The following is a 12,458-nucleotide window of genomic DNA, read 5'->3' on the forward strand; positions in this document are numbered from 1 at the left end:
AATTATAAAAAAGTTGCCTTTTAGAAGATGAATACGCAGATATAGGAAAGCAACAGTGATAAAATATGCTGCTAAATGCAAGTTTCGGGTATAACCCGATCAATTTTGGCAAAGAGAGGAAGCTTTCCGGTTGTGGAAAAGGAAGTGAATGTGTTGGTATATATATTACAAAATACCGGAACGTTTGTGCCCAGGACCAAGCCAGGCAACTTCCATGTGAGTTTTAGCACTCCAAACAGATTGATGCATATACCTTGTCAGGTGTACGTCTGCTCATCTGTTAAATCAAGAGCAACTGTTTCGGATCAATTAAGTCGATCTTCCTGACAATCTATACCTGAAAGAGCAGGTCGGATGGTACCAGTACCCGCTATCCCGTTTTGAGTAAAAGGGTATATGTAGCTTGGTATACCTGACAGGTGCACAAAACATAAGATAGACGTGTTCAGCGGCAGGGTGCCCTTATTGCGGATTTTACGTATAGAAATACATGGAGATCATTATCATCGCATCGGTACTCATCCTTTATGCCGTTGGCTACTTTGTATATTACATGTACGGCAGGGATAGAAAGAACAAGCGCAAAAGGAAGTTCTACGATCACTTATGGCCATAAAAAAACAGGCCGCCCCATGGTATAGGGCAGCCTGTTCTGCATATTGGTGGCTGTTAGGCGCTGCTTACACGTGTGCTTTCTTTTGCAGGGCAGCAACCTGATCGTTCAGTTCTGCCACCAGGTTCATTTCTGTCTGCAGCTCACGCTTGATCTTGATCTCGCGCTCACGGGCATTTTTCTTGAAGTCGGCGAACTCGCGGTCAATGTCGTCAAATTCTTTCTTCTTCTGGTCGGTCACCTTCTTGCTGCTCTTAAACTGCGTATAAACCACACCCAGTGCAATAAGTAACAGGGCAATAATAGCTGTGTTGATGATCACGTAAATCTGCTTGTGAATCGGAATGCCCAGCACGTGCAGGTTGTTCACTGCATCTTCACTCTGCTGCACGGCAGCTTCTTTTTGAGCGTTATCGAGCTTCAGGGCTTCAATTTCCTTTTCCTGCTCGGTAATTCGTGCCTGCGCCGTCTCCAGATCCTGACGGGTTGCGTTCAGTTCCTTCACTTGCTTTTGCTCCACATCTTTGATCGTGGCCTGCACACTTTGCCAGAATGAGTTAAGAAGGCTGACATTCACTACCTTATACTCTCTGTTGCCTTCCATGTAGGAGTTGGATTTGCTTTTGAGATCGTTGAACTGCCCGGTTAAAGGGGCAGCAGACTTGTTCTCATTTTTAGCCGTTCCCTGTGCCTGCACTGCTGGTGCTGCTGTAGTCAGCACAATCAATAAGGAAAGAAAGAATGCTTTCATGTTTTTTTGAATAATGGTAAAAGTTGAATTGCGGTAAATATAAAAATAATATTTTTTTAAGAAAGTCGAATGGCTGATTTTATGCTGTAAATCCAAAAACCTTTTTACACTAACTTCAAAAGTTTATCTTTTATTGCCAAAATGCTCTCAAAAAGCTCGGACCTGTTGCACGGCCGGTCGTGTGCGTGTGTTGGCTTTTCATGCAGGGTTAACACGCGCCATTCTGTTAAAGTTCTGAGTGTTAGATGTAATTGGATGATCAAGGGGCTACCACACTACTGCCAGCGTAAAGGCCAGCACGATAATCGGGAAGATATAATGCTGGTAAATGCTTGCCAGGCGGCTTTCAGTGTTATGCTTCTTGCGCTTGACAAATCGCAAAATAGAAGTGCCGATCAGGGAGGTGATCATGACATAAGTGAAAATAAAGATTTTGTCTGAAATAGTGGCGAACTCCATTTCCGGTTTGTAGGCTGAGAAGTAGAGGGCAATGGAAGCGAGCAGCGACGTGACCTGTATTGCCTCGAGAGTTTCGAAGCGGAGCAGCGGTATAAACACAGAAAAATAAGTGATGATCAGGATGACGAGCAGTGGGGTGAAGACCTTCAGAAAAAAATCGATACGTGCCCTGGAGAGCACATAGGTATAGTTGAATTTATAAAAAGGGATGGTGTGGCGCGATAGCTCAAAGGTGTTGACAGAGCTGATAATGTCATGATCGAATCCTACGTAATGGGCATTATAATTCCAGCCTTTCACCTGGAATGTTGTGTCGCGGGAGGCGGGATGGGAGGGTTGCACCAGAAAAGGCTGCAGAGCGCTGGCCGGCTGAAACGAAATAGAAAAGCGTTGTCTGTCAAACGGGTATTGGCGCAGGTCAGGCTCGAAAATAAACTTGCCGGATATTTTGTACAGGTAATTATACAGGGCCATATCGCCGGGCACACTGCGCTGACGCACCAGTTTAATATCCAGCAGGTAGTCGTGGCTGGTTTCGCTGCGGGCAGCATTCGTAAAGTCCAGCTGGTCAACCGAGAATCGGGCTGCTGAGGTCACCTCCAGGTAAAATGAAGCATAGAAGCTCCCTTCGATATCGCTTATCCGGTTGATCTGCACCAGGTCCATGTGGGTATAGAGCACAGGTATGTTGTGCAGGGTATCTTCCAGGAACATGTACTGCCTTGGCGCCAGAATATGCTGTGACGCATTGGGTGGTTTCCAGGCAAGCAGCACATCTCCGGCAATGGCTTTTTCAGGCGTGAAGTACCAGTCATCGAACCAGCCCCTGTAGATGCGCCCGGCTCCCATATACTGCTGCATGCCCTGGTTTATGAGCTCTCTGATAGGTATATTGACACTGTCAACTGCACCCGCCGATCGGGCAGCCTCCACCAGTATACCGATGCTGTCAGCAAGGCGGGCTCCAAAACTGAGTTGCAATTCCAGGGTCTGTCCATACCTGATCTCTTTTTGAAAAGTCGGAATCTGCTCCTGCAGCCGCAGGTTCAGGGTACCCGGTATACCTACTACGTTGAGGTCATATAACTCGCCGGCCTGCTGCCCGTCGGTTTGGGAAGCCACAAAACCCAGGTCGCCCAAAGCTGTGTAGATGGGCATGGTGAGGCCACTCTTCCGGAGTTCCTGTACAAGGTATGAGGTAATTCCGCTTTCGAAAGAGAGCACCAGAAAATCAGCGTTATCGGTACGCAGTGCCTGGCTAAGCGAGTCGATGTCAGCAGCGGTATAGTGGTGGTCTCCTGCAAACCACTGCTCATGCACAAGCGCCTTATCCAGGTTCTGACTCACTACTTCCTGCATTTTACCGAAAATCGCGATCGAGTATAAATCTGCTGCCTTGCCAACAAATGCCGGACGATCGTAATCTGCCAGCAGCTCCCCAAACACAGAAGCCACGTCTACGATACTTCGTTCCGCTGTATACATCGTAGGGTACTCGCTGAACAGTGGGGTAAGGGCAAAACCGCCGACGAAAGGAATACGCGCTGGCCCAACTAGCTCTGAGATAGCTTTGGAACGGGTGGAACTCCAGCAACCTACATAACCGATGAGGTGTTTGTCGTTCATGGTTTCGCGCACTACCTGGCGGGCCGTTTCAGAACTGCCCTTGTCATCCAGGTATTTTACCCGCAGTTCGCGCCCCTGCACACCGCCCTGCCGGTTTACCTGCTCCAGTTTTTTGCTGATGATCAGTTTCACAACATCTGTATCGCCCGCCCTAAGCTCGATTGTATTGAGGATCACCCCGATAGTATAATACCCGCGCAGCCGGTTGTAGCTCGTAAAATGTTGAAATACCAGGTAGAGCACCAATAAGAGCCCTGCTAGCAGTACGATTGTTTGTTTAGTAGAAAGGAGCTTTGTGCGCATGCACAGCGATGAGAAATCCGATACAGGTATAGCAGCAGGTATGGCATGGTGCGGACCATGATGCGGTGTGTATAGTTATATACGGTTTTTTCAGAGGGAATGCTAACGCGGTTGTTCGGCTTCAGGTTTTCTGGGTTGCCAGGGGAAACGCCCTTCGAGCTCTACCTGCAGCGACAGGCTCAGAAAAGTACGAATCAGCACGACCAGGCCAAGTGTGAGCACACGTTCCAGGGAAGGCTCTGTCACCACAGTGGCAATAATGTCGGCGGCAACCAGTATTTCCAGCCCCAGCAGAATTGCTTTGCCGAGTTCGTGGCGCAACAAAATGTAGGAGCGGTGGGAATTGTGGCGGAGCGGAAAAATAAAGCGGAAAAGCGCAATGGCAGCCCCGATCGCTATGATCAGGACTCCAATTGCTTCGATGGCACGGGCAGCGTATTCTATGTACAGCCGAAAGTCGTGCATGTGAGGTATTATTTTTTGTCGGTTTCCGGGTACCAGTTGCGCAGGCGTACGTCTATCTTTTTATCTCCTTCGTTTACCTTTCGTTTAAAAGCTTCCACATCGCTCAGCCCGTCCTGACCCCGGTAGTGATACGGGTATACGATGGCTGGCTTAAACTCGAGCACCGCCGAAGCAGCCTGGTCGATGTCCATGGTATAGGGCAGGTTCATGCAGACAAAAGCTATGTCGATGTTGCGGAGAGCCCGCATCTCGGGTATGTCTTCGGTGTCGCCTGACAGGTAGACGGCTTTATCGGCGAACTGCAGCACGTAGCCATTGCCACGGCCTTTGGTGTGGCGGGCGTCCTCGGTTTCGGGCAGGTTATACATAGGTATAGCGGAGATGCCTATACCTGACTGCTCGGTTTTCTGGCCATTATTCAGCACCACCACCCGGTTTTTGTAACTGGCAGGGAGCTTGTCGGCTACGGCCTGTGGCACTACAAAGGTTGCCTTGCTGGTATTCAGCGACTCTAGCGTTTTCATGTCGAGGTGATCGCCGTGGATGTCGGTGATAAGGATAAGATCGGGTGTGGCTATACCTGTAAATACTTCTGCTCCGCCATAGGGATCTACGTAAATGGTTTTGCCGCCCCATGTCAGGGCTACAGTGCCGTGCAATACGGGCTGAATGGTGACCGGGCCTTTGCTCGTTTCAATTTTATCGGGACTATTTTTTTGTTGCGCCTGCACACTTAAAAACAGCAGTACGCCTGCCAGCATGAGCATGGATTTTAATTTCATAGGTTTAATTTTTTCGGTTAATTTTTCGTTTTGCTTTAAAGGAATCGTAACAGGTAGTCGGGCCTTTGGTTTTAACAGAACCTTTTTACTGTGCTTTTTCCAGTTTTTTTAATTCACTGGTCAGGTAGGTTTTGGGCAGAAAGGTATGGCCGATGAGCACACCCTCTATGCGCTGGGTATGAGAAACATCCTGCAAAGGGTTGCCATTGAGGAGCAGCAGGTCGGCAGCAGCACCCACTTTCAGCACACCAATGTCATCGCGCTTCAGAAATTTGCCTACGTTAACCGTGCCAGTTTTAAGCGCCTCATAAGGGCTGAGCCCGGCTGCTACCAGGTATACCAGTTCCTTGTGCGTGGAAATGCCTGGTACGTTAAACACCTGCGGCGCATCGCAGCCCAGCAGCAAACCAACCTGATTGTCGTTGCAGGCTTTGATGAGTTTCCGGCGGAGCTCCACATACCTGTCAAGCGCAGCAGCAGCGTAGCGCGGATCGGCCATTAGTTTTTGTTTGGAGGCCACCCAGTTCTGCACGGTTTTAGGGTTCATGTATCTCATCTCCGGCTTTTTGCCCAATACTTCAGGCGACTCGGCTGCTGATATCCAGCGTTCGGCAAGTGCCTGTGTAGGCACTACCCAGATGTTTTTTTCCCGCAAAGCGTTCATCAGTTTAGGTATACGGGTGGTATCTGCCTGGTCTGCTATGTACATGGCAAACAGGCCAGCCTCCTGCTCAGCTATAGCCTCCAGTCCCGGCACCAGACTTTCGATGAAACCATCCATGTGATCGATGGAAGCGTAGCCCGCTTCAATGGCCCGCCAGACACCTACCTCGTAAGACACATGGCCCGCAAAAGGCATCCTACTCTGGTTGGCTGTGCCGGCGATGGCGGCAAAGGTCTCGGGAGTGAGTCCTGGGTGCAGTTTCAGGAAATCGTAGCCTGCCTGCTTTTGCTGTTTTACCATGGCGACACCGGCTTCCGGGGTTTTAACACTGTTGCCATTCAGCGAGGGGCCGGAGGTATAGAAGCGGGGACCGATCAGTTCACCGGATTGTAATTTGCTGCGCAGCTCGAGGTGGCGCGGATGCCCCAACATACCCCGTATAGTGGTGATGCCGTGCAGCGAAAAAAGCTGCAGTACCTCTTTCATCTGCTCCATATTATCGACAGGGGGCACGTGCGCGTGCATTTCGGCCAGGCCGGGCATCAGGTACTTTCCGGTGCCATCCACGATGTGCGCATTTTTGCTGTGCTTTACCTTGCCGGGACTTCCAATGGCTGTTATCTTTCCATCTTTTACCACCACTGTCTGGTCCTCGATCACCTGCTCCTTATCCATCGGAATGATGTTTACGGACCGAAACACTACTTCGCGGTCGCGGGAGCTAATGGGCTGCTGTGCTAAAGCAGGGTATAGGTTCAGGAGAAGAAGCAAGAGTATGAAGTAAGCTTTCATGGGGGAGGGGCGTTTGGGTATACCTGTTTCGTTAAACTAAAACTTCACTGCGTTATACTACTGTAAGCTTAAACGTAAAGTTTTCGGATAAGTAGATCAACCGCCGGTACTGTTATTACTAAAAAGCAAAAGCCACCAGATCGGGGACCGGTGGCTTTTATACCTGAGGATATTCGGTCTGCTATACCGTAAAGTAGGCTTCCAGTGCCTGCAGGGTGTCTTGGGTGGTTTGCATGTCCTGCACAACTTTTCCTTTTTCCAGAATAACAATGCGTCTGCAAACCTCTGTTACGTGGCTGAGGTCGTGGCTGGATATAAGCATGGTCATGCCGTGTTGCTCGTGCAGGTTGCGAAGCAAATTCTTAAGCCTGATCTGCGAGGTGGGGTCGAGGTTGGCGAAGGGCTCGTCCAGGATCAGGAGTTCAGGGTGCGAGAGTGCGGCGGCGGCTATACCTACTTTTTTCTGGTTTCCCTTCGAAAAGTCGCGGATGTATTTGCGCTGCTGCAGAATCTCGCCATTGAACAGGTCCATAAATGGTTGCAGCCGCTCCTGTATGTCGCCGGTAGATAAGCCATGGAGGTCGCCGATAAATTTAAAGTACTCTTCTGGCGTGAGGTAGTCTATCAGAAATCCCTCGTCGAGGTGCGAGCCGGTATAGTATTTCCAGGCATCGGTATGCGCTACCGGCATACCTTTGGAGGTAACCACCCCGGTGGTAGGGCGCACCAGGTCCAGCAGCATCCGGAACAGGGTGGTTTTGCCAGCTCCGTTGTTTCCCACCAACCCAATCGTTTCGCCGGGCGCCACATGCAGTGTTTTTATGTCCACGACGGTGGTGTCGCTGTATGCTTTTACGAGATCCTTTACTTCAATCATATTCATTTCTTTTCAGGTATAGCTGAATGTTTTTTGTCTTAATTATTAGTGCTGTCTGTAGCCTGCGGCCAGGATATATTTTCTGTCCTCGAGTCGCTTGGCCATCATACGAAGCAACTGGCGGTGGAAGGCAATGCCCAGAGCTCCAATGAGAGCGATGGCAAAAATTCCCCACTGCGGAATATCCATTAGCGAGAAAGGCAGGAAAATAGCAATCGGCCCCAGCACCATGGGCAGCATCATCACAAACTTGGATGCCCCTACGCCTTGCCAGTTAAAGGCAGAGCCACTGCTCAGGTCGAGGCGTTCTTTGTTGAGCGCTGCAAAGTAAAGGATCAAGATGCTGTTCACGCCAATGTTAAAGACGCAGCTTGCCAGGTTGATCAGAAGCACTTTTGTGCCAAAAAAGCCATAAGGGAGCGTGAGTACGGTGACCAGGAGTACGGAAGGCACAAACATGAGGTATTTCGCTTTCACGTACTGGTACATCGAAATGGGTCTGGTAAGCAGGGCATCGAAGTGGCTGCTTTGCCAGCCGGGTACAAACTGACCGTAGTTGAACATCGGGCTACCCGTCACGAAAATGCCCACAAAAATGAGCATACCCCAGCCCTCCAGGTATACCTTGTTGGTATAGAAGATGAGGCCGTAGAACAGCATGAAAGACGAAATCGTGGCGATGGATTTCGGTCGTTTGTTTCGCCAGATCAGCTTTAACTCCAGCGCAATCAGCTTGCCGATATCGCCGAACCTGTTCAGGAAAGCCATGTCGTTTCCTTCTACCGAAGACACCTTTTTAATGAATATTTCCTCCGGGTAAAGGTGTTGCATAAGGTACCGGAAGTTGAGCAGGTATACGCCTGTCAGGCCCAGCAATGGCACCAGCACAAGCCAGGGCTGCTGCAGCAGAGCATCAAAAGCCACAGTAGAAGCCTGGCGAAGTGACAGCACCTGCATGTAGTCGAGTAAAATAAGGCCCCCCACCACAAGGGCGAGCAGCAGTGTGATTTTCGGGTTTGAAGTTAGCTGCCGCTTAAAGTAGATCAGGATAAAATTGTTGGTAAAGGTGAGCAGCAGCAGGGAAGCCAGCCAGACCAACGCTATACCTATGCCATGTGTCGGCACCACCGAACGCAGCATAAAAGGCACAAACACCAGCAGCATGAGCAGATTGAACACACTCGGTATGGAGCGTAACAGCACAAAGTGAACAAGTTTTTCCCGCTTCAGGGGCAGGTGCAGGTAGGGTTGGATGGCCAGCACCGGCAGGTCCTGCAGCATAAAGCGAGACACCAGGTCTATCAGAAAATAGAAGAGCAGAAAGCTGTTAAATGAGTCTACCGGGCTTTGGTTGGGGTAAAGCTCGGCTAGTATCTTATGGCTAAAAAAGCCAAGGGCGATAAAGACGAGGGCAAAATAAACGATGAGGAATCCGAGTATAATATTCACCACCAGGCTTTTCTGAAAAGCCGGGGATCGTTGGGCCTGCTTCCACTGCAGGTTGAGGAGAGTTCCAAACATAAGGTATAGGGTAAATAGCTTTTTAAATATTCTAAAAAAACCTTAAAAAGCCAAGCCCCATGTACCCAGGCAGCAAGAAATTATTGAACAGCGATAATGCTCACGTTGATTTCGTCTATAGCCCCTTTTTCTTCTTCGTCATAGATTATCTTGTCGATCACAATGCTGTTTCCTTCTTCAGTGCTTAAAAGAATGTCAATGAACTCGCCTACCCCGAAACTTCCTAAAGGAGCGTCGTGCATGCGGGCATAAATGATGGCATCCGGAGAGAAGTATTTACGGATAGGTGTTCGCCAGCGGTCGCGTACCTGCAGCGGTATTTCTTCGTTAAGCAGGCCGTTCAGGTATCCTTCCAGACTGGTTGGCTGAGGGTAAGCAGGCTGCACCGAACGTGATGGAGCGGGTTTAGTAGCCTGTGGGATATGTTTTGGAGGCGTTATTGTTTTCGTTTTTTGGGTGCTCGGTCTGTTGGTTGGTGTATCTGGTTTGGTCACAGCCGGAGTGTTCGCGGTGGTGGTTGAGTCTGTGATGACAGGCTTGCCCGGGACGTTGGTAGGTAAATCGGATTCAGCAGCCACTTCCTTGTCAGGTGCCTGCCATACCAAAAAGTAATAAGCAGTGCCCAGGGCAGCGGCCAGAATCAGCAAAAACAAAATAGGCCATAGCCAGGACCTTTTCTTATACACAATCGATTCAGCCGTGACATTGCCAAAGGTGCCGTATGATTTCCATTTGCCATATTCCAAATAGTAACTAGCTTCCTCTACGAGCACTTGTGCTGTGGGTCTCTTCTCCGGATCGGGGTGCAGGCATGCCCGCACCAGGTTGCTCAAAATACGGGAATAGGGATCAGGAATGATCGGGATTTCCGCTCCCTGACTCAGGCTTAATCCCCCATTACCCAGCCACGGTGTTTCGCCGGTGCACAACTCATACAAGCTCACACCGAATGCAAATATGTCGCTGGCACCAGCATGCACCGGGTGAGGACCAAATAATTCCGGAGCGGCGTAGGCGGTATCCTGCGCCAGTGGCGTACCGGTGGCGCGGTGCAGGAGGGTACGAAGTTGGCTGCTCAATGCAGGTACGGCTAAAAGGTAATTTCCCGGCGCATCCAGTATAAAGTTGTCCGGATTTATCTTCCGGTGTGACACAGAAGGTTGTTGTGTGTGCAGGTACTCCAGCGCACTACCTACTTGATAGATCAGCCGGGCAACTTCTCTTTCCGGGAGCGTAGCAGCCCGCGCCAGGGTATATTGTGACTGTAGCGGTGCTACTTCAAAAGGAATTCCCTGGTGTACGCCGAAATTAGAAGGTATAAGCAGATGAGGGTGCTGCAGCAAGGCCCGCTGTTCCTGTTCCCGTTGCAGCAACTCCAGACTGTGATGGTCGAGCCGGATGTGAGGCGCATACAGCCTCAGCGTTACCGGAGCCCCTTCTGACGTCCAGTCTTCTGCCTTCCAGACCTCTTCAACCGCTCCCGAGCTTAGCTGCTCCTTCAGTAAGTAATGTGTCGCAAAAATGCCGTTTGTTTCCGGTATACTCATAGAACCCATGTATTCACATGGGGTAATACGGGAATGCGGGGTTTAGGTGGTAAAACGTATGGAGGGAACATTAGAAACATACTGTATTCGCTCTAAACCTAGAAGATGGAGATGGTGCTCCAACAGGAACATGGTTTAAAATAAAAGAGGACACGCTTGTACATGCCCTCCTTCTCATTGTGCAACGGACCTTACTTGGCTAGCATCAGCTTAATCGATTTGTTCAGGGTATTGGTTTGTAGCTTTATAAACTACATTCCTTTTGATAAGTAGGTGCCATCTATCTCAAGCCTGTGGGTTTCTCCTGCAAGGGTACTGCCTTGCTTTTGTGTGGCCACTAGCATTCCTTTGGAATCATACAGAGTGACGGCGTAGTTACCTTCTTCCTGAAGTTACCTTTCCTGAATTACTTTCAGGGACCTTACAGACTTATTTGTCTGCAATGTGATCATGTATAGGCCACGAGATAAGTCTTTTAAATCTATTGTATTGAGTTCTCCGGCCAGTGCTCTTCCTTGACTGAGCTTGGCAATACGAGCACCTTTGCTATCATAAAGCAGGAGCTCATATTCGTCATCCTCCTGAAGCGTGAAGTATATAGTAGTTTTAGTAATGAAAGGGTTAGGGTAGACTACGAAGGACCTGAAAGACGATTCCAGATTTGGACATTTGACTAAAGAAGGAGTTCCGTTACTTATAATTACTCCGTACGCATGGGTTTTATTGGAAGCTAGAATAGCAATCTCTGACTTAAAAGATGCTTTGCTACTTGTAACATTGTCAAACCTACCAGTCATTAATGTCTGTTGGGGGCCAAAGTTTATATTGGATAGGGAAGTTGATTTATATAAGATATCTCCTCCACCCTCGATAGAGGAAAATATAACCAAAAGCCTGTTCAGTGTTTCATCAAGTAGTGCGATGGGCCGAGTCCCAAACTCTGAAACACCATACAAATTATCCCACTTTCCGGAGGGGCGTCGTACCAATAACGCTATGGTGGGGTATTGTGGCACATTATAGCTTGTTTTGACCACACAGTATAATGTACCGTCGCTTGCTACAGCGAAGTTGATATGGTCATCCGCCATACCTTTGCCGACATCAGAAACTGATTGGGAAGCTGGTAGTTCATCTGCTGACCACTGCGTGGGGGAGGCGCCATCTTGATGAGTTTTAAACCCAAACCTCTTCGCATTCTGATTTGACCAGAAAACGCCTATTTTTCCAGGTAACGCTACTACACTTGTAATGTCATCGTTTTTAACTCCTGAAGCCAGTGTAATAGGAGAACTCCAAGTCGTATAAGGGGCATCGCTCCAGCGTACGTTTATCTTTTTGACGGCATCAGAAGCTAGCCACATTCTGCCTCGGCTGTCAATATCGATGGAGGCAGTTTCTACTCCATTATCTAACTGTATCTCACTGGGGGCAGGCCTCTTAGACCAGCGTTTATAGGTGTGTTGAGATTCATCATATTCGATCGAAACCAGGTATGCTTTGTTGTTGAGAGACATGGTGGAATCCTCTGCTTCTTCCACAATGTTAGTGATCGGGGTGACTTCCTCAAATAGTAATACATGCACAACCTCATTTTCTACCTTGCAATCCGCTTTAGTCACCGTGCTGGGCGATAATGTTAGCACTCGCGTCCAACTATCATCATCGAGGCGCCACAAATGCGTGCCACTTGTGTCGGGCAATACAGTCCATTGTGTGCAGGCGTAGCTCCATACTTTAGACTGAGGTTTCTCACCCGTGTTTTTGGTTACAGCAAGTCTGGTAAGTTGATTTACAGAACTTAAGCCTTGTATTTCCTGCGCAGACAAGGCTAGAGATAAAAAGGATGCAAATAAAAATAATAAAGTAGTAAATCTATTCATAAAATCCCCGATATACTCACAGCCAGTATAGGATAAGTAGTTTGAAGGAACTTACCCTGCCGCTTAATACTATACTTATACCCAGTTGCTTATAAAAATTGCAGCTGTCCCGTTGGAATTCTATCAATCCCGCATGATGCATTTATAGGCTGCCCTGTTCGGGAGTATCCCTAAT

General features: G+C 48.9%; 10 protein-coding genes. 1 reads left to right on the plus strand and 9 read right to left on the minus strand.

What is annotated here, in order from left to right; translation table 11 throughout:
• Positions 1-490 precede the first annotated feature (490 nt).
• Positions 491-616 carry a hypothetical protein gene (locus tag K3G39_RS20745; protein ID WP_255593898.1) on the plus strand — a complete coding sequence of 42 codons (126 nt, stop codon included), beginning with the start codon at positions 491-493 and terminating at the stop codon, positions 614-616.
• Positions 617-680: 64 nt separating this feature from the next.
• On the opposite strand, the gene K3G39_RS03740 is transcribed toward K3G39_RS20745, so the two are convergent.
• The 9 genes from K3G39_RS03740 to K3G39_RS03780 all read right to left on the minus strand — a co-directional run bounded on the left by K3G39_RS03740 (position 681) and on the right by K3G39_RS03780 (position 12,283).
• On the minus strand, positions 681-1,364 hold the full coding sequence (locus K3G39_RS03740) for a hypothetical protein (protein WP_220624833.1): 684 nt from the start codon (positions 1,362-1,364) through the stop codon (positions 681-683).
• 267 nt (positions 1,365-1,631) lie between these two features.
• On the minus strand, positions 1,632-3,752 hold the full coding sequence (locus K3G39_RS03745; protein WP_220624834.1) for an ABC transporter substrate-binding protein: 2,121 nt from the start codon (positions 3,750-3,752) through the stop codon (positions 1,632-1,634).
• Positions 3,753-3,854: 102 nt separating this feature from the next.
• Positions 3,855-4,217: a DUF1622 domain-containing protein gene (locus K3G39_RS03750; RefSeq protein ID WP_220624835.1), complete on the minus strand. Its 363-nt coding sequence runs from the start codon at positions 4,215-4,217 to the stop codon at positions 3,855-3,857.
• Between the two features lie 8 nt (positions 4,218-4,225).
• Positions 4,226-4,999, minus strand: a complete 774-nt coding sequence (locus K3G39_RS03755) for an MBL fold metallo-hydrolase (RefSeq protein ID WP_220624836.1) — start codon at positions 4,997-4,999, stop codon at positions 4,226-4,228.
• 85 nt (positions 5,000-5,084) lie between these two features.
• Positions 5,085-6,455: an amidohydrolase family protein gene (locus K3G39_RS03760; protein WP_220624837.1), complete on the minus strand. Its 1,371-nt coding sequence runs from the start codon at positions 6,453-6,455 to the stop codon at positions 5,085-5,087.
• Positions 6,456-6,636: 181 nt separating this feature from the next.
• A complete protein-coding gene (locus tag K3G39_RS03765) occupies positions 6,637-7,332 on the minus strand; it encodes an ABC transporter ATP-binding protein (RefSeq protein WP_220624838.1) in 696 nt (231 codons plus the stop codon).
• 45 nt (positions 7,333-7,377) lie between these two features.
• The gene (locus K3G39_RS03770) at positions 7,378-8,853 is read right to left on the minus strand and encodes a DUF5687 family protein (protein ID WP_220624839.1); all 1,476 of its coding nucleotides are present in this window, start codon (positions 8,851-8,853) and stop codon (positions 7,378-7,380) included.
• Positions 8,854-8,933: 80 nt separating this feature from the next.
• Positions 8,934-10,400, minus strand: coding sequence for a protein kinase (locus tag K3G39_RS03775; RefSeq protein WP_220624840.1), 1,467 nt, complete (start codon positions 10,398-10,400; stop codon positions 8,934-8,936).
• Positions 10,401-10,792: 392 nt separating this feature from the next.
• Positions 10,793-12,283 (minus strand): T9SS type A sorting domain-containing protein, encoded by a 1,491-nt coding sequence (locus K3G39_RS03780; protein WP_220624841.1) that lies wholly within the window; start codon positions 12,281-12,283, stop codon positions 10,793-10,795.
• Positions 12,284-12,458: the final 175 nt, after the last annotated feature.

The organism is Pontibacter sp. HSC-14F20, from assembly GCF_019599265.1.
Taxonomy (GTDB): domain Bacteria; phylum Bacteroidota; class Bacteroidia; order Cytophagales; family Hymenobacteraceae; genus Pontibacter.